Genomic DNA, 26,415 nt, shown 5'->3' on the forward strand with positions numbered 1-26,415 from the left:
GGTCACAGGTTCTCGACGGGCAGCCCCAGCTCTCCGGCGACCGCCGTACGCAGCAGGACGGCGGCCCGGCGGCGCGAGAGCATGTGGGGATGCACGTGCGTCTGGACCGCCAGGCCGTCGATGAGCGCGAAGATCCGCCAGGCCGCCTCCTCCGGATCGCCGCAGGCGAACGCGCCGGAGCGCACGCCGTCCTCGATGATCGAGCGCAGCAGCGAACGGCTGCGCGCGTCGATCCGGCGGGAGATCTCCGCCAGCTCCGGGCTGCGCATCGCCTCGGCCCAGGCGTCGATCCACAGCCGCCACTCGTCCGAGGGGATCACCGGCGAGCAGCGCCGCAGCAGGGCGCGCAGCCGTTCGAGCGGGCCGGCGGGGGACTCCTCGATGTCGGACAGCGCATCCAGATGCAGCCTGGCCGCGTAGCCGAACGCCTGCGCGAACAGCCTGTCCTTGGTGTCGAAGTGGTAGAAGAGCAACGCCTGGCTGACGCCCGCCGCGCGGGCGATGTCGAGGGTCCGGGTGTGACCGAACCCCTGCTCGGCGATCACTTCGCAGGCCGTCTTGAGGAGGTCTTCGCGCCTTAATCGGCTGAAAGTGGGTGTCACAGCGAGTAACTCTAACTACTGATCAACGGTATTTGTAGGACAAACCGGGCGCCGCGTTCGGAGGGCTCGATGGTGAGCGTGCCCTCGTGGGCCTCGGCGATCTCGCGGGCGATGGGCAGGCCGAGCCCGGTGCCGCCGGCGTCGCGGCGGCGGGAGTCGGCCAGCCGGATGAACCGCCGGAAGACGGCTTCGCGCTGGTCGGCGGCGATGCCGGCGCCGTCGTCGAGCACCTCCAGCACCGCCCGTCCCTCGTGTTCACCCACAGTCACAGTGATCATGGTATCGGCGTGCCTCTCGGCGTTGTCGAGCAGGTTCGCCAGCAGGCGGGACAGCCGCAGCGCGTCGCCCTCGACGACCACCCCCGAGCGCAGCCGCGTCTCCACCGGCTTGCGCTCCGGACGGCGGAGCAACTCCTCGCGCACCAGCCTGGCCAGGTCCACCGGCTCCCGGCGGCCGGGCGCGCCGGCCTCCAGCCGGGCCAGGGTCAGCAGGTCGCCGACGATGTTCTGCAGGCGGTCGAGGCCCTCAAGTACGCGCCGGCCGGTCCGGGGCCAGTCGGTCTCCTCGGGGGCGAGCATCGCCTCCTCGACCTGCGTGCGCATCGCCGCGATCGGGCTGCGCAGGTCGTGGGAGGCGTCGGAGGCGAACCTGCGCTGCTGCTCCACCGCGCGTTCGAGCCGGTCGAGGGTCTCGTTCACGGTACGGGCGAGGTCGTCGAGCTCGTCCCGGTGCCGTCCCCTGGGCACCCGGCGGCCGAGGTCGGTGGCGGTGATCTCGGCCAGTTCGTCCCTGATCGCCCAGACCGGGGTCAGCGCCTTGCGCGCGGTCAGCCAGGCCACGCAGGCCGTGACGGCGGCCAGCAGCAGCACGCCGAGCGCGGTGGCCGGCGGGTACCAGGGACTGATGTACCAGGGGAGCTGGGGGGTGTAGGCGTAGATCATCCAGGGTCTGCCGCCGACGTGCGCCCGGAAGCCGACGGTGATCAGGCAGTGGACGCCGCGCAGCCGGTTCGTGCAGGACGTGGTGTCGAGACGGGCGTCGGCGCCGGTGGCGGTGCTGGTGCTGAGCGGCGGCTGACCGGTCAGGCGCGGGCTGGCCTGCCGGATCCGGCCGTCCGCGTCGACGACCTGGATGAGGTCGGTGCCCTCGGTGACGGCCACGGGCCGCAGGCGGCCGGGCGCGTCCCGCTCGACGACGAAGGCGATGCGGCGGGCGGCGCCGGCGGTCTGCTCGGTGAGGAAGCCGGTGGCCAGCGTGTGCAAGAGCGGCGTGACGAGGAGCGCGGTGACGCCGTAACCCGCCAGCGCGCACAGCAGGGCGGCCAGCGTCAGCCGCCGTTGCACGGACCAGCGTCTGAACATGCGCACGCACCCTCCGACGACCAGATGATCACAGGAGGCGGGAGTGGTCCTAATTAGCGGAGATTCGGCGACAAATGCAGCCGAATGGGCCTCCAGAGCATTGCTCTATGCGTGCCGCCGCGACCTGACTAGAGTAAGTGAACACTGATGCCAAGGAGTCGATGTGGACCTTGCAGAGTATCGGCGTGCCGCCGCGGAGTGGCTGCGCGACAACGTCCCGGCCGACGATCAGTCAGGGGCCGACGCCCTCGCCCGCGCCAAGGAGTTCATGGCCAGGCTGTACGACGCCGGCTACTCCGGCATCACCTGGCCGCGGGAGTGGGGCGGCCAGGGGCTGACGCAGGCCGAGGAGCGCGCCTTCGCCGCCGAGGCGCGTGACTACACCCTCCCCACGTACGTCTTCTCCATCGGGCTCGGCATGACCGGGCCGACGCTGGTGGACCGGGGGACCGACGCGCAGCGCGAGCGGTTCGTCCGGCCGCTGCTGCGCGGGGAGGAGGTCTGGTGCCAGCTGTTCTCCGAGCCGGGCGCCGGCAGCGACGTGGCCAGCCTCCAGACCCGCGCCGTACGCGACGGCGGCACCTGGGTCGTCAACGGCCAGAAGGTCTGGACCTCGGTCGCCCACCACGCCGACTGGGGCCTGCTGCTGGCCCGCACCGACGTCGAGGTGCCCAAGCACCGCGGCCTGACCATGTTCGTGATGGACATGCACCACCCCGGCGTGACGGTCAGGCCGCTCAAGGACATGTCCGGCCGGGCCAACTTCAACGAGATCTTCTTCGACAACGTGACGATCCCCGACGAGCACCGGATCGGCGAGGTCGACGACGGCTGGAGCGTGGCCGTCACCACTCTGCTGCACGAGCGGCTGTCGATCTCGGCGGGCGTCGGCATGGGCGGGCAGAAGGACAACCCGGCCACCTTCGAGGCGCTGCGCGAGACGCTCGACACCAGCGACCCGCTGGTCCGCGACCAGCTCGTCGAGCTGCACATCCGCAGCCGCGCCCTGGCCCTGTTCAACCAGCGGCTCGCTCAGGAGACCAGGGCGGGCATCTTCCCCGGCGCCCGCGGCAGCGCCGCCAAGCTGCTGCTGGCCGAGCTGACCCTGTTCCAGGCCGACCTCGCCACCCAGCTCGTCGGCCCCGAGTCCGTGGTCGGCGACCACCCGCTGTCCCGGTCGATCTCGCTGGCCCCCGGCATGGCGCTGGGCGGCGGCACCAACGAGATCATGCGCAACATCGTCGGCGACCGCGTGCTCGGCCTGCCGCCGGAGCCACGGGTGGACAAGACCGTGCCGTTCAAGGACCTGAAGGTGGGGACGCAGGGGTGAAGCTCGTACTCAGCCAGGAACAGCAGCAGCTCCGCGAGGCCGTGCGCGACTTCCTGCGCGCCGCCTCGCCGCTGCGCAAGGCCCGCGAGGGCTACGACCCCCAGGTGTACGCCCGGCTCAACGGCGAGCTCGGCCTGTCCGGCCTGGCCGTCCCCGAGGAGCACGGCGGCGCCGGGGCCGGGCTCGCCGACCTCGCGGTGGCCCTGGAGGAGACCGGCGCCGCGCTGCTGCCCGGCCCCTTCCTCGCCACCCAGTTCGCCGCGCTCGCGCTCACCCAGGTGTCGGACAAGGAGCTGCTGGGCGGCATCGCCGAGGGCCGCGTCGCCGCCACGCTCGTCCAGCCCGAGAGCGACCTCGCCTTCGACGGCACGGCCGTCACCGGCGCCCTGCCCCGGGTGCTGTCCGGCATGGAGGCGGACGTGCTGCTCGCGCCCGCGCCCGGCGACGGCGGCGTGCTGCTGGTGGCCGTCGACCTGGCCGGCCCCGGCGTCACGCGGACCCCGCTGGAGACGCTCGACCTCACGCGCGGCCAGGCGCGGGTGACCCTGGAGCACGCCCCCGCCCGCGTGCTCGGCCGTCCGCCCGCCGGCAGCGGCATCGGCGACCGGCTGTGCGTCGCGCTCGCCGCCGAGCAACTCGGCGTGCTGCGCGCCTCGCTGGACGCCATCGTCGCCTACGCCAAGATCCGCGTCGCCTTCGGCCGCTACATCGGCTCCTACCAGGGCGTCAAGCACAAGCTCGCCGACATGCACGGCAAGCTCGAACAGGCCGAGTCGATCGTCAGGTACGCCGCCTGGGCCGCCGACGAGTCGCCCGCCGAGCTGCCCGGCGCCGCCGCCCTGGCGCAGGCGTACGTGGGCCGCGCCTGCTTCGAGGTCGCCCGCGACCACCTGCTCCTGCACGGCGGCATAGGTTTCACCTGGGAGCACGACGCGCACCTGTTCTACAAGCGGGCCAAGGCCGACGAGGTGCTGCTCGGCCCGCCCCGCATCCACCGGGCCCGTCTCGCGGAACTCCTGGAGCTGTAGATGGACATCAGCGGCCTTCCCGGCTTCTACGCCATCGCCGCCGCCGACCCCGGCCGCCTGGCCGTGATCGACACCGACGGCACGCGGACCACGTACGGCGAGTTGCTCGCCCGGGTCAACCAGGTCTCCCACGGCCTGCGGGCCCGCGGGCTGGGCAAGGGCGACGTGGTCGCGGGCGTGCTGCCCAACGGCGTCGACGCCGTCGTCATGCTCATGGCGACCGGCCAGATCGGGCTCTACTACGTGCCGGTCAACTGGCACCTCACCGAGTCAGAGGTGTCCTACATCCTGGCCGACTGCGACGCCAAGGTCGTCGTCACCGACGCCGCGCACGCCGTGCCGGGCGCCGAGATCGGCACCTCCGGGCTGGCCGAGGGGCAGCCCGCGGACGCCCCCGAGGGACGTACGGCCGGGGCGGTCATGTGGTACACCTCCGGCACCACCGGCTTCCCCAAGGGCGTGCAGCGCCCGCTGCCCGACGCCGAGCCGGAGGCCCTCGTGCCGCTGTACACGTGGTTCCTTGGCGAGGTCGTCGACCTCGCGCCGGGCGACGCCGTGCACCTGGTGACCTCGCCCATGTACCACTCGGCGCCCTGCGCGCACACCCAGTTCGCGCTGCACCTCGGGCACACGGTGGTGATCGCGCCCAGGTTCGACCCGGTCGACATCCTGGAGCTGATCCAGCGCCACCACGTCTCCAACGCCATGATGGTGCCGACCATGTTCCACCGCATGCTCCAGCTCCCCGAGGACGTCCGGGCCAAGTACGACGTGTCGAGCCTGCGCCAGGTCATCCACACGGCCGCGGCCTGCCCGGTCGCCGTCAAGCAGGCGATCATGGACTGGTGGGGCCCGGTGCTGTACGAGTACTACGGCTCCACCGAGTCCACGATCGCCTTCTCCGTCAAGCCGCACGACTGGCTGGCCAGGCCCGGCACTGTGGGCCGCCCGGCGCCGACGTTCGAGGCCAAGATCTGCGACGAGAAGGGCGAGGAGCTGCCGCCGGGCGAGCCCGGCATGATCTACGTCAAGTCCTCGATGGGCTCCTTCGAGTACCGCAAGGACCCGGCCAAGACCGCCGCCAGCATGCTGGGCGAGTGGTACGCCCCCGGCGACATCGGCTACCTCGACGACGACGGGTTCCTGTTCCTGTGCGACCGGCGCACCGACCTGATCGTCTCCGGCGGGGTGAACATCTACCCCGCCGAGATCGAGGCCGCGCTGCTGGAGCACCCCGCGGTGGCCGACGTCGCCGTCATCGGCGTGCCCGACGAGGAGTGGGGCCACAACGTGGTCGCGCTCGTCCAGCCCGCCGAGGGCGTCGAGCCGGGCCCCGAGCTCACCGCCGAGCTGCTCGAACACTGCGGGCCCCGGCTCGCCCGGTTCAAGCACCCGAAGGTCGTCGAGTACCGCGACCGGCTCCCGCGCACCCCCACGGGCAAGCTGTCGCGCTCGAAGGTGCGCGAGGGCTACCTGGCCGAGGCGGGGAACACCAGCTCCTCGCTGTAGTCGCGGCCGTCGCCGAGGTAGAAGCGGGTGGCGAGGGTGCGGTCGGCGGTGTCGAAGACCGTGGTCCACAGCGTGCGGAACGGCCCGGCGGCATCCTCCGCCGGCCGCACCGCGCGCAGGCTGTCCCGCAGGTCCTCGGCGGACATGGTGGCGCCCTTGCTGCGCTCGTACAGGGTGCGCAGCCGGCCGTAGGTGCCCAGGCTCGCCGGGGTGTCGGCGGGCAGGGCCATCGGGTCGGGATGGCGGTGCAGCAGGTGGTTGGTGACGCACAGCGGGCCGTCGCCGAACTCGACGGCGTGCTCGGTGCCGTCCGTGCCGCGCTCCCACACGAACGCCTGGCCGTGGGCGTCGGCGACCAGGTAGTGCAGGGGCAGGCCGAGGTCGTACTGCTTGGCCCCCAGCAGCGCCTGCCTTGCCTGGGCCGCGGTCTCGCAGGTGTCCATGAGGAACCGGGGCAGTTGCAGGCTGCCGAGCCCGACCTGCGGGACGTCCAGCCGCGGCGGGGCAGCGGTCTCGGCGTCGGCGATCAGCAGCATGACGGCCAGGCCGGCCTCGTTGATGCCGTCGATGCAGCCGTCGAGGCCGTTCATGGTGATGACGGTCGAGGCGAGCCCGTCGTCGGGCACGGTGCTGATCACGTACGGGCGGGCGGCCATGGGCAGCTCGCCGGGGCGGGCCGGCTCGCCCATGAGCTGACTGGTGGTGTGCAGGAAGAAGTCGTAGTTGCGGCCCACCCTGCCGTGCCCGTCGGCGGAGGCGGACGGCGGGCACCACAGGGCCGAGCAGGCGGCGCCCGCGGGCACGTAGTTCCAGCCGTCGAGGGCCAGCTCGTCCTGGTCGGGGTCGAGGCCGAGCGCCGCGGCGGCGCCGTCCATGCGGGCGTGGTGCTGCGGCCAGTTCCGTTCGAACCAGGACATCCTTGCTCTGATCACCGCCGGGTCGGCGGTCCTGGGCGACCAGCCGAGCCGGCGGGCCTCCTCGGTGAGCACCCGGCCGATCTCGAACTGGCTGCCGGTGACGGTGAGGTGCGTGACGAGCTGGAAGTCGTCATTGCCGCCGGCCACGCAGGTCATGTTGGTCATGCCGCCGATGCTGCCGCCGCCCGCTGACCGGGCTCCTACCGTCCGCTGACCGCCCGCCGCCAGGCGATCAGCCGGTCAGCTTCTGCACCTGCTGGACGACCACCAGGACGGTCAGCGTCCCGAAGAACAGCACCGACCAGACCAGCGCCCCCAGCCGGTACGACCTGACCTTGATCGCCTCCGGCAGCGCCCGCCGGTTCAGCACGATCAGCAGGATCGAGTACACGAACATCATCACCGCCGCGAAGCAGGCCGAGAACACCAGCAGGATCAGCGGCTGGTCGAGCCCGAGCAGCAGGATCGCGATGCCGACCAGCGTCATCGCCCAGACGGTGACGAAGTACACGCGGTTCACCGACACGGGCCGGTCGCGCAGGTAGACCGTCTTGATCGTGTCCGAGGCCAGCCGCGAGGTGTAGTCGACGATGCCCATCGCCGAGGCGAACAGGGCCAGCGCGCCGATCAGCCAGAACAGGATCCCGAACCACGTGCCGACCACGCCCTGCAGCACCTCGCCCTCGACCTTCAGGAAGCCGATGTCGTTCCTGCCCGCCACCTCCGGCCGGCCGAAGACGGTCGAGTAGGCCAGCATCGACATCAGCCCGATCGTCAGGAACGACACCAGCGCGAACGTCGCGCCCTGCTCGGCGTTGGCGAAGCGCCACCACCGGCGCCAGCGCGCCAGGTTGTCGTCGGTCGGCGGGAACTGGAAGCCGGTCGAGGCGGCCGCCTCCTCCTCGCCGGTGACCGGGCTGACCAGGCGCGGGACGTACACGCCCATGCCGAAGCCCTTGTCGCGGATCCAGTTGCTCTGGCACAGGTTCTGGCCGCCGCCCGCGCCGGCGTAGGCGACGGCGCCCATGAGCACGGCGATCCCGAGCTCCCCGGCCGGGAAGCGGGCGCCCACGGTGAGCCCCTTGCCCAGCTCGACCCAGCTGTCGGCGTTGATCGCGAACAGGATGGCGACCACCGCCAGCGTGGCCACCAGGGCGATCTTCACGAAGATCACCCGTTCGAGGACCGTGTAGATCACCGGCGCCAGCGTCAGGCCCAGCGCGATCACGACGAGCATGCCGATCGCGATCCAGCGCACCCCGCCCGCCCCGGCCCCGGTCAGGTACGTCACCATGGTCGCGGACGTGGTCACCCACCCCGGCCACAGGTTCGAGGCCAGCGTCATCACGACGAAGACCAGCCCCCAGTGCCGCCACATCCGGCTGAACCCGGTCAGCGCGGTCTCGCCGGTGGCCAGCGTGTACCGCTCGATCTCCATGTTCAGGAACCACTGGGTGACGATGCCGACCGCCGCGCCCCAGACGAACACCAGCCCCACCTGGGAGGCGATGTAAGGCCAGAGGATGAACTCGCCCGACGCCAGCCCCACCCCCGCCCCGACCAGCCCCGGGCCGATGACGCGCCAGGTCGAGCGGGGAGGGTCGGGCAGGTCGCGGACGGCGACGGACGGCAGGACTCGCGCGGGGACGGTGGGGGTGAAGTCCGTCATGCGGATCTCCTCGGTCGGCTTCCCGTACCGTCACCTTACGCAGATCGCTTACGCCGGTGAACTATCCGGTCAGGGTCACCACGTAGTCCCCTTGGCCGGTGAGCCCGTCCACCCGCCCGCCGGACTCCATCAGGCCGCCCAGCACCTCGCGCATCGCCGTCCGCCAGGCCCTGGCCGCCGCCGGGTCGTGCACGCGCAGCCGTTCGACGTCGTGCGGCGTGCCCACCAGCACGACGTCCGCGTCGGCCGGCCGCACGACCGGGCCGGAGCCGTCCTCGGCCAGCACCCGGACGCGGCCCTCGGCCGGTTCCACCCGTGGCCCGAGCGGGCGCTCGTCCAGCGGCCACACCGCCAGCAGGCGGTCGGAGGAGTCGCCCTCGTTGATCGCGTCGGCCATGACGCCGTAGAAGTCGCGCAGGTACTCCTGCGGGCGGGCGCCCAGCTTGACCAGGTTGAACCGGGCGTTGCGGCGGACGAGCGGATCGAAGGTCCAGGTGACGCGGTCCAGGCCCCGATCCAGGCACCACGCCCGCTGGTGCAGCTTGAGCGCGTAGCCGATGCCCCGGCCGATCGAGGCGCCCGTCACGTGCGAGTGCAGCGCGCCGTCCGCCGCCCGGAAGCCCACCGACGCGCCCACGAGCACGTCGTCCTCGTACGCGCCGGCCACGTAGTTGCCGGTGTGCGCGAACCCGGCCATCAACTCGACGCTGATCGGCGCGTTGCCCGGATCGGGCCGCCAGATCTCGTCGAAGAGCCGGAAGACCTGCGCGAACTCGCCCATCTCGTGCAATTCGCGGATGGTCACACCACTCTTGGCCGCCGCCTCGGCGGCCTCCTCCCGGCTCGTCATGCCCCCCACTATGCCCGCCGGACGGCGGCATGCCCGCCCGCGCTCGGCGGACGGGCATGTCAGGGACTGCCGGGGATCACTTCACCAGCGGCCCGAGCGTGCGTTCCATCAGGCAGTCGTTCTCGAACTTCCTGTCGTAGGACGTCGTGCGGCCGTACCAGTGGCCCCTGACGCGCACGGAGACGGGGGAGTAGTTGCGCGGGCAGGCGCCCGGGTCGACGTTGAGGTCCTTGACCACGCCGTCGACCTCGTGCAGCTCGGCGCAGGCCGTGCGCGGGCGCGGGTGGGTGCCGCCGTCGGGGTCGCAGGTGAGCCGCATCGCGTACGCGCCGCCGCCGTTGCTGGGCGTGACGGTGATGTACAGCAGCACGCCCGGCTCGTCGGCGGCGGCGGCACCGGCCGGGCTCGCCCCGAACGGGACGACGAGCGCGGCGGACGCGCACAGGGCTAGGGCGGCCGTCCTGCGAGCGGCGGTCAGCACGGATTTCATGGAACCTCCCTGGTCAACGTGCGCCCCGAGAGTGGCGGCGCACGTCAAATGACTACAGGCAGTCACCATATCGATACCACTGGTGAAGGAGTGACAGAATGCTGTCCCGGCCGCTCACACCCGCTCCCCGCCGACCCGCCCCGGTTGTTTCAGCGCACGGCCTCGATCAGGGCGCGGAGGAGGGCTGCGCGGCGCGGCATCTCGGCCACCACCACGTGCTCGTGGTCGGCGTGCGCGCCGCCGCCCACCGCGCCCAGCCCGTCGAGCGTCGGGCAGCCGGCCCCCGCGGTGAAGTTCCCGTCGGAGGCGCCGCCCACCGCGGCGGCGGTCAGCGGGCCCACGTCCAGACCTCCGGCCAGGTCCTGGGCCAGGGCGTAGAGCGAGGCCGACATCGCGGCTTCGAGCGGCGGCCGGTTGGGGCCCCCTTCGACCTCCAGCCGCGTGCCGGGCACCGCGGGGGCCAGCGCCCGCATCGCGGCGTCCACCCGCAGCTGCTCGGCCACCGTGCTCGCCCGCACGTCGACCCCCACCGTCGCCTCGGCCGGGACGGTGTTGAGCGTCGTCCCGCCGCGCAGCACGGTCGGGGTGACCGTCGTGTCACCGGCTCCGAGGGCGGCGATGGCCAGGATCTGGTGCGCCAGCTCGACGCCCGCGTTCGCGCCCTTCTCCGGCTCCAGCCCGGCGTGGGCCGCCTTGCCGCGCACCCGCAGCGTGTACATCGACGTGCCCTTGCGGGACGTCTTCAGCGCGCCGCCGTCCGCGCTGGCCTCCATGACGAACGCGGCGGCCAGCCCCCGCGCGGTGTCCGTGATCAGCGGCGCGGACGTGATCGAGCCCAGCTCCTCGTCACCGGTGATCAACAGCGTGACGCCGTCGAGCGAGCCGAGCCCGGCGAGCGCGTGGAACGTCTGCACCAGCCCGGCCTTCATGTCGAACACGCCCGGCCCGCGCGCCACCCCGTCGACGACCGACCAGGGGTGGGTCGCCAGCGTGCCGATCGGCCAGACGGTGTCGTGGTGGCCGAGCAGCAGCACCCTGGGCGTGCCGAACGACCAGCGCAGATGGGTGACGCCGTCGATCACCAGGAACTCCGGCCGGGCCCCCAGATGGCGGGCCCCCATCGCGGCCACGACCTCGGCGCTGCGGGCCACGGCCGCGAGGTCACGCGAGAACGACTCGCACAGGACCAGCTCCTCCAGATCCTCGATCATGCCAGCCTCTCCCCGAGGAACCGGTGGACGTTCCCTCCGATGATCTTGGCGACGTCCTTCTCCGGCAGGCCGCGGGCGAGCAGCCCCTCGGTCACCATGGGCAGCCCGACGGGACCCTCCAGGCCGGGGATCGACGCCTTGGAGTCGAGGTCGTCGGGCTCCAGGCCCTCGCAGCACGGGGGCGTCAGATCGTCCATGACCTCGCGGATGAAGTCGGGGCCGAGGCCGACGTGGTCGATCCCGGCCACCTGCGCGACGTGCTCGATGTGGTCGAGCAGGCGGTCGAGCGTCATGTCCTCCTTACGCTCGGCCAGGAAGGGGGCGAAGAAGTTCACGCAGACCACGCCGCCCGTGGCGGCGACCGCGCGGAGCTGGTCGTCGGTGAGGTTGCGGTGGTGGTCGCGCAGCGCGCGGGCCGCGGAGTGGGTGGCCATGACCGGCTTGGTCGCCAGCTCCAGCACGTGGGCCACGCCCGACGCGCCGAGGTGCGAGACGTCGAACACCATGCCCAGCCGCTCCATCTCGCTCAGGGCGGCCACGCCGCGGCTGGTCAGGCCGCTGCCGGTGGCGTCCTCGGCGCTGCCGTCGGCCAGCGGCGTACGCCCGAAGTGGGCGATCGAGGCCACCCGCACGCCCAGCCGGTGGACGGTCGAGATCAGCTCGACGCTCTCGTCGAGCCCCGGCATGCTCTCCAGCGCGAGCACCAGGGCGATCTTGCCCTCGGCCAGCGCCGCGTCGATCGCCGAGCCGTCGAGGCAGAGCCGTACGGCGTCGGGGTTGCCCTCCGCGATCACGTGGGCGCACTCGATCATGCGCAGCGTCTGCCGCAGCGCGCCCTCGGGCCGGTACTGGTCGTCGATGAAGACCGGCAGGATCTGCAGGTCGACCCCGCCCTCGACGAGCTGCGGCAGCCACCGCCGGCGGAAGAAGGAGGCCCACTGCTGGGGCGGCCGGGCGGCGACCGCCATGAGGAGATCATTGTGGGTGTCGGCCACGACGGCACGCCGGTGCAGGGGAAGCGTCATGCGAAGGACGTTACCGCGCGCCCCCGACCTGCTCCAATGCGCCTCAAGTCCGATTTTTTGCCCATATCTTGTTCACCGCACCGAAGACGGGATCTCCTCGACCCTCCGGTACGCCCCGCGCGGCGGCCGGGCGGTGAGCCGCCGGTAGAGCGTCGTCGGGCCAGGCCAGTTGTTGGTGACCCGCCCCTCGGCCGTCTTGTACCAGCTCCGGCACCCCTCGCCCCACACCATGCGGTCCATCGCCGCGTCGAGCTGCCTGGTCCAGGCGGCCATCGCCTCGGGACGCACCTCGATCGGCCCCTGCTCGGCCACCCGCGCCAGGCACGCCATGACGTGCCGCACCTGGCACTCGATCATGTAGATGATCGAGTTGTGCCCGAGGTTCGTGTTCGGGCCGTAGAGCAGGAACATGCTGGGGAAGCCGGGCACCGAGATGCCGAGGTAGGCGTGCGCGCCGTCGCGCCACTGCGCGGCCAGCGACCGCCCGCCGAGCCCGGTGACCTCCATCGGGGCCAGGAACTCGGTGCTCAGGAAGCCGGTGGCGTACACGATCGTGTCGGCCTCGCGCAGCCCCTCGGCGGTCTCCACGCCCTTCGGCCCGATCCGGACGATCGGATCGGTGACGACGTCGACGTCCGGCCTGGTCAGCGCCGGGTAGAAGGCGCTGTCGATGACGACGCGCTTGCAACCGGGCGGATAGCCAGGCGTCAGCTTCGCCCGCAGGACGGGGTCGGGGACCTGGGCGCGCAGGTGGGCCAGGGCGCGCTTCCGCAGCAGGCCGGAGCTCCAGCCCTCGGCCAGGGCCGGGTACAGGGTGGCCTCGGCGTACCGGTAGATCCATTCGCGGTAGGCCCGCTGGAGGCCCGGGACGTAGTGGAAGGCCAGCCGGGCGAGCGGGCCGAAGGTGGCGTCGGGCTTGGGGATCACCCAGTTGGGCGTGCGCTGGAAGACGTCGAGGTGCGCGGCCCGCTCGGCGACGGCCGGGACGAGCTGGGCCGCCGACGAGCCGCTGCCGATCACGGCGACGCGGCGGCCGGTGAGGTCATGGTCGTGGTTCCAGCGGGCCGAGTGGAAGGAGACGCCCTCGAAGTCGGACATGCCGGGGATCTCGGGCAGGTGCGGGCGGTTGAGCTGGCCCACGCTCATGACGACCACGTCGAACGCCTCGGTGCGCTCGCCGCCGTCGTGGGTGCTGGTGACCTGCCAGCGGCGGCCGTCGAAGACCGCTCGCCGTACTTCCGCGCCGAAGCGGATTTTTCGCCTGACGTCGTATTTATCGGCGCAATGCTCTAGATAGGCGAGGATTTCGGGTTGGGCTGGGTAACGGCGGGTCCAGCTCGCGTACTTCTCGAACGAGTACGAGTACAGGTGCGAGGGGATGTCGCAGCCCGCGCCCGGATAGCTGTTGTCCCGCCACGTGCCGCCGAGGTCGGCGGCCTTCTCGAAGACCGTGAAGGAGCCGATCCCGGCGCGCCGCAGCCGGATCGCCATGCACAGGCCGCCGAAGCCCGCTCCGATGATCGCGACGCTGGGTGCCATGCCGTCCTCCGCGAAGTCAGGATCCACTTACAGTACGCCGAACCGCGTTCTGGCGACACCCTCCGCCACGCCCCGCGCGACCCTTCCGCGGGCCGGTAGTCTGCGCAGGTGGCTGCTGTGACGCTGACTGAGGTGATCGAGGTGCTCGAGGCGGCCTACCCGCCCGCCCGGGCCGAGTCGTGGGACGCGGTGGGGCTGGTGTGCGGCGACCCCGCCCGGCGGGTGCACAAGGTGCTGTTCGCCGTCGATCCGGTCGCGGTCGTGGGCGAGGAGGCCCTCGACTGGGGCGCCGACCTGATCGTCACCCACCACCCGCTCTACCTGCGCGGCACCACCAGCGTGGCCGCCACCACGCCCAAGGGCCGCCTGATCCACCGCCTGATCAAGCACGAGGTCGCCCTCTACACCGCCCACACCAACGCCGACACCGCCAATCCCGGCGTCTCCGACGCCCTGGCCAGGGCCGTGGGCCTGACCGGCGACCTCGTACCGCTCCAGCCCTTCCCCGACGACCCCTGGCGCGGCCTGGGCCGCATCGGCGAGCTGCCCGAGCCCATGACGCTGGGGGAGTTCGCCGCGCAGGCCGCCAAGGGGCTGCCGCGCACCGCCGGCGGCCTGCGCGTGGCGGGCGACCTGGCCCGGCCGGTCTCGCGCGTCGCGGTCAGCGGCGGCGCGGGCGACTCGCTGCTCGGCGCGGCCAGGTCCGCGGACGTCGACGTGTTCCTCACGGCCGACCTACGGCACCATCCGGCCGGTGAGTTCGTCGAGTCCGGTGGCCCCGCCCTGATCGACGCCGCCCACTGGGCCACCGAGTGGCCCTGGCTCGACAGCGCGGCGTCCATCCTGCGCTCCAGTGGCGTTACCGTTGAAACGCGCGTCTCCGCCACGGTCACCGATGCTTGGACAAGAGGATATTGATCATGAAAGCAGCCCCTGAGGCCCAGAAGCGACTGCTCGACCTGGCAGAGCTCGACTCCGTGATCGACCGGCTGGCGCACCGCCGGCGCACCCTGCCCGAGCTGGCCGAGATCGACGAGCAGTCCAAGCGCCTGGCCCGGCTCGTCACCCAGGTCATCGAGGCCGAGACCGAGGCCGGCGACCTCGCGCGCGAGCAGACCAAGGCGGAGAACGACGTCGACGCCGTGCGCACCCGCGCCGACCGCGACCAGAAGCGCCTCGACTCCGGCGCCGTGACCTCGCCCCGCGACCTGGCGAGCCTGCAGTCCGAGATCGCCTCGCTGCAGAAGCGCCAGGGCGACCTGGAGGAGGTCGTGCTGGAGATCATGGAGCGCAGGGAGGCGGCCGACAGCAAGGTCACCGACCTGGTCGCCCAGCGCGACGAGGTGGCCGCCACCCGCGCCGCCGCCGAGGACCGCCGTGACGCCGCGCTGGCCGAGATCGACAAGGAGGCGGGCGAGGTCCGGGGCCGCCGCGCCGCCGTCGCCGGCGAGATCCCCGCCGACCTGCTCAAGCTCTACGACAAGCTCAAGGAGCAGTACGTCGTGGGCGCCGCCATGCTGCACGGCGGTCGTTGCCAGGGCTGCAAGGTGGCCCTGTCCATCGCCGAGATGAACTCCATCAAGGCCGCCCCCCACGACGAGGTGCTGCGCTGCGAGGAGTGCCGGCGGATCCTGGTCCGCACCCCGGAGTCCGGCCTGTGACGTCCTACGTCATCGAGGCCGACGGCGGCTCGCGCGGCAACCCGGGCCCCGCCGGCTACGGCGCGGTCGTCCGGGACGCCGCCGACGGCCAGGTGCTGGCCGAGGCCGCCGAGGCGATCGGCGTCGCGACCAACAACGTGGCCGAGTACCGCGGGCTGATCGCCGGGCTGACCGCCGTGCTGGGGGTGGGCGGCGAGGGCGCCGAGGTGGCCGTGCGGATGGACTCCAAGCTGGTCATCGAGCAGATGGCCGGCCGCTGGAAGATCAAGAACGAGGGCCTGCGTCCGCTCGCCCTTGAGGCCGGCGCGCTGGCCAGGCGGCTGCGGGTGGTCGAGTGGACCTGGATCCCGCGCGAGCACAACAAACACGCCGACCGGCTGGCCAACGAGGCCATGGACGCCGCCGCCAAGGGCCTGACCTGGAAGGCGGGCGGCACCCACGACACCGGCGCGCCGGGGGCCGTCCCCGCTGCCGCCGTGCCCGCGGCCCGCACACCGGCGCCGGTCGTCGAGCAGACCGACCTCCTCGACGCGGGCGCCATCGCCGAGCTGTCGGCCCCCACGGCCTCCGTGGCCGCCGCCCAGCAGCGCTCCAAGGGCACCGGCTGGGCCCCGCCCACCCGCGTGGCCACCTCGTTGCTGCTGCTCAGGCACGGCGAGACGCCGCTGTCGGTCGAACGCAGGTTCTCCGGCCTCGGCGACGCCGAGCTCACCGCCAACGGGCTGGCCCAGGCGGCGGCGGCCGCCGACCGGTTGTCGCGGGAGCCGTACCGGCCGGACGTCATCGTCTCCTCGCCGCTCAAGCGGGCCAGGCAGACGGCCGAGGCCGTGGCCCAGCGCACCGGGCTCGACGTCGAGATCGACGAAGACCTCAGGGAAGCCGACTTCGGCGCCTGGGAGGGGCACACGTTCACCGAGGTGCAGCGTGAGTGGCCCGCCGAGCTGGCCGCCTGGCTGGCCGGCCCCGACGCCGCGCCGCCCGGCGGCGAGAGCTTCGCCACGGCGGCCCGCCGCGTCCAGGCGGCGGGGGAGCGGCTGGTGGAGCGCTACGAGGGCAAGACCGTCCTCGTCGTCTCCCACGTGACACCGATCAAGATGTTGCTGCGCGACGCCCTCACGGCGCCTCTGGGCGCGCTCTACCGGATGCACCTCGACCTGGCCTGCCTGTCGCTGATCGAGTACTACGCCGACGGCCCCGCCGTGGTGAAGTCCTTCAACGACACCGCCCACCTCCGTTGAGCACGCCCGGCGACACGACCCGTTCGCGTTGAGCGCGCGGTGGCGAAGTCGTGCCTCGACCAGCCTGCGGGCGTTGAGCGCGGCCGCGCCGGGAGCCGCCAGAACATCCCGGCGCGGCCGCTGCTGCCTCCGCCCCCCTCAGGCGGTGACATGCCCATCCCACCCAATCGATCTTGCGACTCGGTTGGGAACGGCTTGAGGTTTGATAACCTCCCTGAAGACGAGTCGGCCGGGCGGCCGCGTCGGGCCTTCGGGCCCGCCGAGGAAGGTCCGGGCTCCACAGGGCAGGGTGGTCGGTAACGCCGACCCGGGGTGACCCGCGGGACAGTGCCACAGAAAGCAGACCGCCTCCCGCCTCGGTGGGAGGTGAGGGTGAAAGGGTGGTGTAAGAGACCACCAGCGCCCACGGTGACGTGGGCGGCTAGGTAAACCCCACCCGGAGCAAGGTCAAGAAGGGACGCTCTCCGGAGCGTTCCGCGCGCGACGTTCGAGGGCTGCCCGCCCGAGCCGCGCGGGTAGACCGCTTGAGGCCGCCGGCAACGGCGGCCCTAGATGGATGGTCGCCCCTTCGTTCGCGAAGGACAGAACCCGGCCTACAGGCCGGCTCGTCTCTCACCTCCCAGTTCCTGGGCCTCGCGGCCGTGCACGATCAGGGCGTACAGCACCAGTACGTCCACCGCGATGACCGCGAGCGACCACCACGGGTTGACCGCGATCCAGGTCAGCTGCGTCATCGCGTTGATCATGACGAGAACCACCGCCACGATGCGGGCCCAGGTCTGCCCCACGCTCACCGCGATACCGGTCAGGAGCAGGACGACCCCGAACAACAGGTGGATCCAGCCCCAAGTGCCGACGTTGAAGAACAGCAGGCGGGATGGTGTGCGGACGAACAGCCCGCTGTTGATCACCGCGTAGAGACCGGTGATGATGTTGAACACGCCGGCCATGATCATGAGCATGCCGGCGAACCATACCCAGCCCACCCAGCCCGTTACGGGCCTGCTCTGGTACGTCATCGTCGAACCCTCCCCCGTGAGTTCACGTACACCGGCAGTCACCTGCCCGTCGAGCTGGGCTGTATGCGTCTTCCCAGCTCACAAGGTTTCGACGACGTGTCAGGCGCCCGGCGGCGAGGGGCGGAAACCCAGCCGCCTGCGGGGCTGCCTGACAGCCTCGGCACCCTGACGACGCCTCCACCGGGCCCCGACGGCGTCCCCACCGAGGCCCGGACGGCGCTACTCCGCCCGGGGCTCGACGGCGCTTCCACTTGGGTCCTGGCGGCGCTTTCGGGGTCAGGCGGAGCGGGCGTCCCAGGCGGCGAGGATGGCGGCCTCCTTCTCCGGGGCCATCCCGTGGACCATCCTGCGCCCGTAGGAACGCTGCTCCTCCGGGATCTCCCGCAGCCACGCCCACGTGTCACGCACGGTCTCCGCGACCGGACGCGCCCGCAGCCCCGCCGCCTCGGCCTTGCCCGTCGGCACGCTCCAGAAGTTGGCGTTCTCCTCCGACGGCGGCCCGCCCCACAGCGGCAGCTCCACGAACGCCCCGGCCCCCTGCGCGACCAGGAACTCCGCGTCCATCCAGACGAACTCCGCGTCGGACCCGGTGACCTGCTTGCACAGCTCCAGCCACTCGCCGTAGGTGGTGTTGCCCGCCGGGCCGGTCACCGCGAAGCGGCCGGCGACGCCCCGCTCGGCCTGGTCGAGGGTGAAGATGGCGACGTCGCGGGCATCGATGAGCTGCATCGGCTCGGCGGGATCGCCGGGCGCCAGCACCCGGCCGCCCCGCGAGATGCGGGTCAGCCACCAGGGCAGCCGGGCCACGTTCTCGTACGGGCCGAGGATCAGCCCAGGCTGGATGATCAGCGCGTTGCCGTCGAAACCCTGCTCGACCGCCCGCTCGCACCCGGCCTTCAGCACGCCGTAGTCGCCGTCGTCGGGACCGGCGTCGGGCTCGCACGGCCATCCGCCGGTGTCCTCGGTCGCGGCCTTGGCGGGGAACCCGTCGAGGGCCGAGACGCTGGAGATGAACGCGTACGTCGCCGCCCGGCCCGACAGCGCCCGCACCGACTCGCCCACCACCCGCGGCACATACCCGGACGTGTCCACCACGAAGTCCCACGACCGGCCGTCGGCCAGCCGCTCCAGGTCGGCGACGGACTCCCGGTCGCCGCGCACGGCCTCGACGCCCGGCACGTCGCCGCCGCTCTGCCCTCTGTTGAACGTCGTGACCTCATGGCCGCGCGCCAACGCCTCTTCCGCGATGGCGCGCCCCAGGAACCCCGTGCCGCCGATGAGCAAAATCTTCATGAACCCATCTTCGGCGCCCGGCGGGGCGCGGGCTCACAACTTCACGGAGAGCGAAGACCGCAGCGGCGGCACCAGGTGCACCCGCGCCGACCCGATGTCGAAGTACAGGCCCACCAGCTCCAGCTTGCCCGCCCTGACCTGCTCGTCCACCTTCCGGTAGGTGCGCAGGTTCTCCAGCTGCTGCTGGACGTTCACCCGGCACAACACGTCGAGGGCCCCCTTGTGCAGCCGGTCGCCCTCGGTCTCGATGAACCTGGCCAGGCTGTGGTTCCCGTGCCGCAGCCACCGCCGCAGCCCCGGCAGGCTGCCGGCCTGCACCCCGGCGCTGAGCACCCCGGCCATGGCCCCGCATCCCGAGTGCCCGCACACGGTGATCGTGCGCACGCCGAGCACCTGCGTGGCGTACTCGATCGCGGCCACCACCGAGTCGTCGTGCGGCTCGGAGCCGCGGCGCGGCACCAGGTTGCCGATGTTGCGCACGGTGAACAGGTCGCCGGGACCGCTCGCCGTGATCAGGCTGGGCACGATCCTGGAGTCGGCGCATGTGATGAACAGGTGGGTCGGCTGCCGCTTGTGCGCGAGCTCGGTGAAGATCGGCCGGACCAGCGGCGCCGTGGTGCGGTGAAAGTCGCGCGCCCCCTCGGTGCAGGTCGCCGGGGTCGAGCCGCCGTCGTCGGGGATGGCGCGGCGCTGCGGGCGGGCCCGCCGCTGCGCCCACGGCACCCATCGCCGGTCCGGCGACCTGCCGGGGTACGCGCGGGCCCCGCCGGCCGCCAGCGTGTACCACTCGTCGTGCGGCTCGTCGAGGTCGACCGTGCCGCCCGCCTGCTCGTGGTCCAGCCGCCAGGAGTGGATGGCCTCGAAGGCCGCGTTGTCCATGAAGTCGATGGTGAGGTCGAGGTCGACCGGCGTGCCCGCGGGGATCGACCGCAGCTCGTGCGTCAGCCTGGGCACGCCGAGGAACGTCAGCGAGCCGCTGATCGTCACGTGCAGCCGGCCGTCCGGCTCCTCGCGCCTGCGCACGCTCACCCAGGTCAGCCGGCGCAGCGCCAGCAGCGCGGCCAGTGCCGCCCCCGCCAGCACCCCCTCGGCCAGGCCCAGCACGATCACGGTCACCGCCGTCACCACGTAGACCGGCACCTCGCCGTGCCCGCGCCCCTTCCTGACGCGCGCCAGCCCCACCATCCGCACACCGGTGAACACCAGCAGCGCCGCCAGCGCCTCCAGCGGGATCAGCCGCACCGACCAGCCGAGACCCACCGCGAAGCCCAGCACCCACACCCCGTGCAGGATCGCCGCCGACCGGGTGCGCCCGCCCGCCCGCACGTTCGCCTCCGTACGGACGACGCCGCCGGCGATCGGCAGCCCGCCCAGCGCCCCCGACACCATGTTGGCCACGCCCTGGCCGGTCAGCTCCTGGTCGAGGTCGGCGCGGGGGCCGGGGTGCGTCCCGTCGGCGGCGGACGCGCACAGCAGCGACTCGACGCTGCCCAGCAGCGCGACGAGCAGCACCGCGCCCACGATCGTGTGCCAGTCGGCGGACGGCAGCACGGGGAATCCCCACCCGGAGAAGCTGCCCGCCAGGTCGATGTGGGTGACGTCCCAGCCGGCCAGCCAGGCGACGCCCGCCGTGGCCGGCAGCGCGACCAGCGGCGCGGGCACCACCCTGACGCGGGCCGGCAGCCGCGTCCACGACGCCAGCACCATGATCGTGAACAGGCCCAGCGCGACCTTGTGCCCGTGCAGGCCGGCGATCTGGCCGGGCAACTCGGCGAGGTTGGCCAGGGCCGACAGCTGGGGCTGTCCGCCGAGCACCACGTGGAGCTGGGAGAGCGCGAGGATCACGCCGACCGCGGCCAGCAGGCCGCGCAGGACCGCGGGGGAGACGGCCGGGACGACCCGGGCGGCCTTGACCACGCCGAGCACGAGCTGGACGACCCCCGCCAGTAGCGTGATCATGCACGTGGCCCGCCAGCCGTGGATCCGCACCAGCTCCACGACCACCACGGACACCCCTGCCGCGGGCCCGCTCACCTGAACGGCCGACCCGCCCAGAGACCCGGCCACGACCCCGCCCACGACGGCGGCGATGAGCCCGGCCGCCGGCGGGGCGCCCGAGGCCGCCGCGATGCCCAGGGAGAACGGGACTGCGACGAGGAAGACCACGAGCGAAGCGGGTAGATCATGCCGTAGCGTACGCAGCCAGCTACTGAGGGTATCGCCGATCATGTCGGAAACCCTAGTGGTGCGCCACCCCCGCTTTAGGGGGTCGTCGCGGGGGTTTTACTCATTCGGTAAGGGGCCGGAGATCACCGGTAGTAGTCGTTGTAGTCCTGCTCGGGAGCCCGGCGACGGCCGCCGCCGTTGTCGGCCTGGCCGGGAGCGGCGGCGCCCTGCGACTGCCCGCCGTACGTCGGCCAGTTCGCCGTGCCGGACGGCGGCTCGGGCCAGGCGGGGCCGGACCCGGCGGTGAAGTCGCCGGTCTCGTACGCGATGGAGGACGGCGCGGGCGGCACCGGCGGAGCCGACAGGACGTCGTCGTAGGCCGAGACCGCGCGGGCGGGGACGGTCGGCGTGCCGGTGGCCGGAGAGGGGCCCGTGATGGGCGAGCCGGAGTCGTCGGCCACGGCCCAGCCGGCGCGCACCTCGTACGAGGCCGGGAACGCGGCGGCCGGCGAGGCGGTGGCGGCGGGCTGCTCCACGAAGGCGGGCCAGGAGCTCGCCGGGCCGCCGTAGGAGGCGGGGGAGGGGTCGTCGAGGATGTCGGGCGAGGCGGCGGGCCAGGAGCCGGAGGTGGCCGCGGCGGGCGCGCCCGTCCAGGTGGTCTCAAGAGCGTCGGCCGCGTTGTTGGCGGCGTTGTTGTACGCGGGGAACGGGTCGCTGGTCGGCGCGCCGTGGATCGGCGCGACGGGCGCGACCGGGAAGGACCCGCTGGAGGTGACGCCCGCGTAGGAGCCGCCGCCGGCGGCCGGGTTGGCGGGGAACGAGCCCCCCGCTGCCGGGACGGCCGGGTGGGCGCCGCTCGCGGGCAGGGGCTCGGGGCGGGAGGCCGGCACGACCGGCTGGGCGCCGCCGAGGAGGCTGAGCACGTCGGGCGTGGGCGCCGCGAACGTCACCGTGCGCTGGTCGGCCATGTCGGAGGCGGAGGGGGTGGGCCGCTTGGCGGGCTCCACCAGGTCGGCGAGGTTGGCCGCGGCTGCGGCGGGCTGGCGCTGGGGCAGCGGGGCCTGGACGGTCGCGGCGTTGGGGTCGGCCGCGGCGGCCACGGGCTTGGGCTTCGCGGGACGCTCACGGCGCTCGGCGGGCTGCTCACGCTCGACGGGACGGGAGGCGCCCTTCCGGGCCGCCACGGTGCCGCCGGCGCCGAAACCGCCCTCCTCGGCGTCGCTGCGGATGTTCGCCCAGAACTCCTCGTCCTCGTGGTCGGTGGTCGGGTTGCCCCACTCGTCGACGCCACGCCTGCCACGCTGGCCGGTGCGCACGGGCTTCGGCTTCACCTCGTCGATCGGGGAGAAGTCAGGGCTGAAATTGGCCATGCGCGGTTCGTGCGCGGCGAACTCGTCGGTGGACCGGGCGTGCGTCATCTCCTCCTTCTCGGCCATCTCCTTCAGCCGTTCCGGAGGGAGAGAGCTCTCCCGGCGGTTCATGGAACGCATGCCCAGTGCCACGACGACGAGCACGAGGAGCACGACAGCGACCAAGCTCACGACGACCGCGATCATTGCACCACCCTCAAAGCCATGGCCTCCCTGTGGCATCGGTGAGATCGCGCGGCCATCGACGCGATCTGCCCCCTTTGATCACCAATGCCTAACAATTGGATCTGATTCTGTCGGACCACTATGAGAGTTGTCACACCCTACGCAAAGAATTGGTTCATCCGGTCTACCTGCGGTGATCGACCTGTCACTGGATGTTCACCGCCGTCAGCCGGCCCCGGGCGATCGTGTGGTCGGCGATCTCCTTCAAGATCTCGGGGAGGCCGCCCTCCTTCGCCTCGACCTTGTCGTTCAGCGTGTAGACGGTGAACCGGTAGCTGCCCGGAGTGTTGCAGGGCGGTTCGTAGCCCGCCTTCCCACTGGTCACCGTGGCCTGGCCGGAGCCCTCGGGAGGACTCTCGGCGGCGCCCGGCCCCAGCTCGGTCGTGGTCGCCGGGATGTTGTAGAGCACCCAGTGAACGGCCGATTCGGAGGGAGTATGGGAATCGACCACGATCGCGATCGACTTCGCCTTCGGCAAGGGTTCGCTGGACCAGCGCAGCGGCGGGCTGCCCTGGCGGCCTCGGCAGGAGAACTCGCTCGGCAGCGGCATGCCGTCGCGCAACTCGGGGCTCGAGACGTTGATCTCCGCGATCTCCTTGGCCTGGGATCTTCCGATGCCCAGGGCGGCGCAACCTGACAGGGTGAGCGCGAAAGCCACCACTGTCACACTGACAGCGGCCCGCCTCACACGTGATGCCGTGTTACACAGCCCCATGCCGGATGATGCTACGCGGCTCTCGGCGGTGCGCAGACCGTTTCCCGATGGTCGGTCGTCGGTAAAGGAGCCGAAACCGGCCAGAATGCGGGGATCCTGGGGGTGAAGTTGGCCACAGGGACGCCGTCGGCGGAGGCCCGGGGGTGACGATCTGATGACCTTCCTGGCCTGCCCGTTCCCCGGGGCGGGCGGCGCGGTCGCGGCGCGCGAGCTCACCGGACAAAACGGGCATGGTTTCGGACGGCGCCCGGCACGCAAAATTCAGATGCGCCGGACGAGGCAGATGTGCTTTGCGCTGGGGGGGCGGCTGCCCAGGTCTCTGCGCGTCGCGGAAGGGCGGCGGCTGCCTATGGCTGGTGAGGCCGGGGGGCTGCCGCGTCGCTCTGGCTTCGGGCGGACGGCGGCTGCCACGCTTCGTGAGGGCGTTTCGCGCGTGGTGCGGTAACGCGCCGCCGGGCCTGGATGGCACGAACGTGGCGCCGCCGACGTGGCCCAGCACGACAGCCTGCGGCCGGCCGCCACCGAGCATGCACCCGTCGCCCCCGGCCGGCCGTCCGACACGCCGCGCCGCCCGTCCGATCTTTACCTGCCGCCGGGCGGGGCACGCGGGGGCCTGCGCAATGCCGCCGGGCGGGCACTGGCGCTCCTCGGCCGGGCCGGACTCCCTTCGGCTCTTGGCCTATGACCCTCCGAGCAGCCTGAGCGTCGTCTATGCCCTCGTGCTCTCAGCGGGTGCGGGCCCTGCGCTCCCAAGCCCCGAGCAGAGGAAGCCTCTCCGCCCCCGGGCCCCCCGGGACCCCCGGCTCCCTGCCCTCGGCACCTCGGGGCCGGGACTTGGGGGCCCCTTGGCTTCTGCTCGCTGGCTCGGGTCTGCCGACCGGCACTGTCTCTCGCCCGTTCGCCGGCTCTACACTCCGGACCCCCGAGGGCCGGCTGGCCCTGGCTGTGGGGATGCCTTTCGTGGGTGACCTTGGCAGCCGTGCCGGGGATGGAAGAGATCTTGGGGTCGGGGTCAGATCGTCTTTCGGGGCGTGCGCCCTAAGCTGGTTCTTGTGACGTCAAAAGGCCCACTGCGTGACCCCGCGCACCGCGTCTCGCCCAAGGCCCGCCGCCTGTGGTTGCTGCAGGCGGCGATCGGATTCGTGCTCTTCGTGGGCGGTTCGGCCGTGGTGGCCGGGTGGGTGGGCGGCAGCGGCTGGTCGTGGGTGCCGTCCTGGTTCGCCGCGCGTTCCTGGTTGTTGCCGCTGGTGGTCGGGGTCGTGCTGACGCCGTTCCTGGCGGCGGAGCCGTTCATCAGGTACGCCGTCCACCGCTGGGAGTTGTCGGGCGACGTCGTCTACGCCAGGTCGGGGTTCCTGACCAGGGAGTGGGTGTTCGTGCCGGTGAGCCGCATCCAGACGGTCGACAAGGGCCAGGGGTGGATGGAACGGCTGCTCGGCCTGGCCACGCTGGAGATCCGCACCGCCTCGCACGCGGGCTCGTCCACGATCAAGGGCCTCGACTTCGAGGTGGCGGCCGGGCTCGCCGAACGGCTCGCCCACCGCGCCGAAGAGCTCAGGGACGACGCCACGTGACCCAGCCGCCGCCACCACCGCCCTCTCTGCCTCCTCCTCCGCCGCCCCCGCCCCCCGCGCCCAGGCGGCTGAGCCCCAAAGTGCTGCTCATCGACCCGGTACGCATGCTGCCCTCGCTGCTGCTGCCCCTGGTCGGCGTGCTGTTCGTGGGCGGCTTCTCGGCCAGGTCGTACGCGTGGGCGGCGTTCGGCGTCGTCGGCACCGTCGTGTTCGCGGTCATCCGCTGGGCCACCTTCACGTACGAGATCGTCGGCGACCGCCTGGAGACCAAGCGGTCGCTCATCAGCCGCTCGATCCGGACCATCCCGCTGGAACGGGTGCGCGGCGTCGACGTGTCCACGCCGCCCATGCACCGCATTCTCGGGCTGGCCGTGCTCAAGGTCGACACGGGCGCGAGCGGCGACGACGAGGAGGCCGCGCTCGACGGCGTCACGCTGGGCGAGGCCGAACGACTCAAGGCGGTGCTGCTGCGCCGTGCCGTCCAGGTCAGGGAGGCCGAGCACATCCCCGGGCCCGGCCCCGCGCCCGTGGACCGGCCGATCATCGCCGTCCCGCGCCGGTGGCTCCTGTACGGGCCGCTGTCCGGGGCGTACCTGCTCACGCCGTTCGCGCTCGCCGGCGGCGCGGTGGGGCTGGCCTTCCAGTGGGGCGACGACCTGGGCTTCGGCCAGGACGCCGCCTGGAACGCGGGAGAGTGGCTGTGGGAGCACCCCTACCTGCTGCTCGTCGTGGCGCTGCTGCTGGTCGTCGCCATGCCGTTCGTCGGCGGCGTGATGTACGCGGTCTTCAACTGGGACTTCAGGCTCACCCGCCGCGACGGCTACCTCGTGGCCGAACGCGGGCTGATCAACCGGCGCAGCGTGTCGCTGGAGTCCCGGCGGGTGCGCGGTTACGAGATCGTCGACGGCCTGGCCGAACGCCTGGCCGGGGTCGTACGCGTCTGGGCGATCGTGACCGGGCTCGGCGACTCCGAGACGCGCGGGCAGTTGCTGCCCGACGTGCCGCGCCAGGTCGCCGTCGGCGTCACCGCCGACGCCGTGGGCCCCTTCCGCTCCAGCCTGCGCGCCCATCCGCCGGTCGCCCGCAACCGCCGTCTGTTCCGGGCGGTCTTCCCGTGGCTCCTCCTGGCCACGCTGAGCGCCGCCGGGGCGTGGGCCACAGGAATGATGCTCTGGTGGATCCTGACGGTCCTGGCGTTGCTCCTGGCGGGCGCTGGGGTGTTCCTGGGCCTCGACCGGTACGCCTCCCTGGGGCACGGCTACGACGGCGCCCGGCTGGTGGTCCGGTCGGGCTCGTTGCGCCGTGCCGAGGCGGTGATCGAACGCCGGGCCGTGGTGGGCTGGCGGCTGCGCCAGACCTGGTTCCAACGGCGGGCCGGGGTGTTGACGCTGATCGCGGGGGTCGGAGCGGGCAAGGGCGGCTACGACGCGCTGGACGTCTCGGAGGCTCAGGGCGCGGCGTTCCCCGCCGAGGTGACGCCGGAGTGGCTGGCCCCGTTCATGCGGCCTCACACCGTCCCGCCACAGGACTGAACGCCTCCGCCGAACCCCGCGGTACTTCCTTCTTGAACGACCGAGGCCGCGCCCTCCTGTCGAGGTGGGCGCGGCCTGCGGTCGCTTGATC

The 26,415-nt window shown here is 72.4% G+C and carries 22 protein-coding genes and 1 other RNA gene; 10 read left to right on the plus strand and 13 right to left on the minus strand.

Going from position 1 to position 26,415, the window contains the following annotated elements:
- Positions 1-2 precede the first annotated feature (2 nt).
- Together ACFYUV_RS01750 and ACFYUV_RS01755 are read right to left on the minus strand one after the other, a co-directional pair.
- Positions 3-602, minus strand: coding sequence for a TetR/AcrR family transcriptional regulator (locus ACFYUV_RS01750; protein ID WP_387663878.1), 600 nt, complete (start codon positions 600-602; stop codon positions 3-5).
- 11 nt (positions 603-613) lie between these two features.
- Positions 614-1,963, minus strand: coding sequence for an ATP-binding protein (locus tag ACFYUV_RS01755; RefSeq protein ID WP_387663880.1), 1,350 nt, complete (start codon positions 1,961-1,963; stop codon positions 614-616).
- A gap of 163 nt (positions 1,964-2,126) precedes the next feature.
- On the opposite strand from ACFYUV_RS01755, the gene ACFYUV_RS01760 reads away from it, so the two are divergent.
- Genes ACFYUV_RS01760 through ACFYUV_RS01770 form a run of 3 tightly spaced genes read left to right on the plus strand, consistent with a single transcriptional unit; the run spans position 2,127 to position 5,830 of the window.
- Positions 2,127-3,293, plus strand: coding sequence for an acyl-CoA dehydrogenase family protein (locus ACFYUV_RS01760; protein ID WP_387663882.1), 1,167 nt, complete (start codon positions 2,127-2,129; stop codon positions 3,291-3,293).
- Positions 3,290-4,321, plus strand: coding sequence for an acyl-CoA dehydrogenase family protein (locus ACFYUV_RS01765; protein ID WP_387663884.1), 1,032 nt, complete (start codon positions 3,290-3,292; stop codon positions 4,319-4,321). The genes ACFYUV_RS01760 and ACFYUV_RS01765 overlap by 4 nt, the downstream gene beginning before the upstream one ends.
- Positions 4,322-5,830: an AMP-binding protein gene (locus ACFYUV_RS01770; RefSeq protein ID WP_387663886.1), complete on the plus strand. Its 1,509-nt coding sequence runs from the start codon at positions 4,322-4,324 to the stop codon at positions 5,828-5,830.
- Here ACFYUV_RS01770 and ACFYUV_RS01775 read toward each other — a convergent pair.
- The 7 genes from ACFYUV_RS01775 to ACFYUV_RS01805 all read right to left on the minus strand — a co-directional run bounded on the left by ACFYUV_RS01775 (position 5,791) and on the right by ACFYUV_RS01805 (position 13,531).
- Complete coding sequence (locus tag ACFYUV_RS01775) at positions 5,791-6,912, minus strand: C45 family autoproteolytic acyltransferase/hydolase (RefSeq protein WP_387663888.1); 1,122 nt, start codon at positions 6,910-6,912, stop codon at positions 5,791-5,793. The two genes, ACFYUV_RS01770 and ACFYUV_RS01775, sit on opposite strands and share 40 nt — an antisense overlap.
- A gap of 67 nt (positions 6,913-6,979) precedes the next feature.
- On the minus strand, positions 6,980-8,416 hold the full coding sequence (locus tag ACFYUV_RS01780; RefSeq protein WP_387663890.1) for an Nramp family divalent metal transporter: 1,437 nt from the start codon (positions 8,414-8,416) through the stop codon (positions 6,980-6,982).
- 61 nt (positions 8,417-8,477) lie between these two features.
- Positions 8,478-9,266: a GNAT family N-acetyltransferase gene (locus ACFYUV_RS01785; protein WP_387663892.1), complete on the minus strand. Its 789-nt coding sequence runs from the start codon at positions 9,264-9,266 to the stop codon at positions 8,478-8,480.
- 76 nt (positions 9,267-9,342) lie between these two features.
- On the minus strand, positions 9,343-9,756 hold the full coding sequence (locus ACFYUV_RS01790) for an SSI family serine proteinase inhibitor (RefSeq protein WP_387663894.1): 414 nt from the start codon (positions 9,754-9,756) through the stop codon (positions 9,343-9,345).
- Between the two features lie 149 nt (positions 9,757-9,905).
- Positions 9,906-10,967, minus strand: a complete 1,062-nt coding sequence (locus ACFYUV_RS01795) for a M20 family metallopeptidase (protein ID WP_387663896.1) — start codon at positions 10,965-10,967, stop codon at positions 9,906-9,908.
- On the minus strand, positions 10,964-11,992 hold the full coding sequence (locus ACFYUV_RS01800) for a dipeptidase (protein WP_387663898.1): 1,029 nt from the start codon (positions 11,990-11,992) through the stop codon (positions 10,964-10,966). The genes ACFYUV_RS01795 and ACFYUV_RS01800 overlap by 4 nt, the downstream gene beginning before the upstream one ends.
- Before the next feature lie 72 nt (positions 11,993-12,064).
- Positions 12,065-13,531, minus strand: coding sequence for a flavin-containing monooxygenase (locus ACFYUV_RS01805; protein WP_387663900.1), 1,467 nt, complete (start codon positions 13,529-13,531; stop codon positions 12,065-12,067).
- A 117-nt stretch (positions 13,532-13,648) separates the two neighbouring features.
- Here ACFYUV_RS01805 and ACFYUV_RS01810 point away from each other — a divergent pair, with 117 nt between their 5' ends.
- The 5 genes from ACFYUV_RS01810 (at position 13,649) to ACFYUV_RS01830 (ending at position 17,348) form a co-directional block, all read left to right on the plus strand.
- Entirely contained in the window at positions 13,649-14,449 is an 801-nt protein-coding gene (locus ACFYUV_RS01810) for a Nif3-like dinuclear metal center hexameric protein (protein WP_387663902.1), read from the plus strand.
- Positions 14,450-14,451: 2 nt separating this feature from the next.
- A complete protein-coding gene (locus ACFYUV_RS01815; RefSeq protein ID WP_358284573.1) occupies positions 14,452-15,192 on the plus strand; it encodes a C4-type zinc ribbon domain-containing protein in 741 nt (246 codons plus the stop codon).
- Entirely contained in the window at positions 15,189-16,430 is a 1,242-nt protein-coding gene (locus tag ACFYUV_RS01820; protein WP_364328728.1) for a bifunctional RNase H/acid phosphatase, read from the plus strand. The genes ACFYUV_RS01815 and ACFYUV_RS01820 overlap by 4 nt, the downstream gene beginning before the upstream one ends.
- 221 nt (positions 16,431-16,651) lie before the next feature.
- Positions 16,652-17,042, plus strand: an RNA gene (gene rnpB / locus ACFYUV_RS01825) — RNase P RNA component class A.
- A gap of 69 nt (positions 17,043-17,111) precedes the next feature.
- Positions 17,112-17,348 carry a hypothetical protein gene (locus ACFYUV_RS01830; protein WP_387663905.1) on the plus strand — a complete coding sequence of 79 codons (237 nt, stop codon included), beginning with the start codon at positions 17,112-17,114 and terminating at the stop codon, positions 17,346-17,348.
- Between the two features lie 377 nt (positions 17,349-17,725).
- On the opposite strand, the gene ACFYUV_RS01835 is transcribed toward ACFYUV_RS01830, so the two are convergent.
- From ACFYUV_RS01835 to ACFYUV_RS01850, 4 genes are all read right to left on the minus strand, one after another.
- Positions 17,726-18,742, minus strand: a complete 1,017-nt coding sequence (locus tag ACFYUV_RS01835) for an NAD-dependent epimerase/dehydratase family protein (protein WP_387663907.1) — start codon at positions 18,740-18,742, stop codon at positions 17,726-17,728.
- A 33-nt stretch (positions 18,743-18,775) separates the two neighbouring features.
- Positions 18,776-20,971 carry a SulP family inorganic anion transporter gene (locus tag ACFYUV_RS01840; RefSeq protein ID WP_387663909.1) on the minus strand — a complete coding sequence of 732 codons (2,196 nt, stop codon included), beginning with the start codon at positions 20,969-20,971 and terminating at the stop codon, positions 18,776-18,778.
- An 80-nt stretch (positions 20,972-21,051) separates the two neighbouring features.
- Positions 21,052-22,449 (minus strand): hypothetical protein, encoded by a 1,398-nt coding sequence (locus ACFYUV_RS01845; RefSeq protein WP_387663911.1) that lies wholly within the window; start codon positions 22,447-22,449, stop codon positions 21,052-21,054.
- A 199-nt stretch (positions 22,450-22,648) separates the two neighbouring features.
- Positions 22,649-23,161, minus strand: coding sequence for a YbhB/YbcL family Raf kinase inhibitor-like protein (locus ACFYUV_RS01850; RefSeq protein ID WP_352324255.1), 513 nt, complete (start codon positions 23,159-23,161; stop codon positions 22,649-22,651).
- A gap of 1,109 nt (positions 23,162-24,270) precedes the next feature.
- On the opposite strand from ACFYUV_RS01850, the gene ACFYUV_RS01855 reads away from it, so the two are divergent.
- Both ACFYUV_RS01855 and ACFYUV_RS01860 read left to right on the plus strand, forming a co-directional pair.
- Entirely contained in the window at positions 24,271-24,792 is a 522-nt protein-coding gene (locus ACFYUV_RS01855; RefSeq protein WP_358284587.1) for a PH domain-containing protein, read from the plus strand.
- A gap of 80 nt (positions 24,793-24,872) precedes the next feature.
- A complete protein-coding gene (locus tag ACFYUV_RS01860; protein ID WP_387663913.1) occupies positions 24,873-26,324 on the plus strand; it encodes a PH domain-containing protein in 1,452 nt (483 codons plus the stop codon).
- Positions 26,325-26,415: the final 91 nt, after the last annotated feature.

The sequence above is a fragment of the Nonomuraea sp. NPDC003560 genome, assembly GCF_042878785.1.
In the GTDB taxonomy this organism is placed as follows: Bacteria; Actinomycetota; Actinomycetes; order Streptosporangiales; family Streptosporangiaceae; genus Nonomuraea.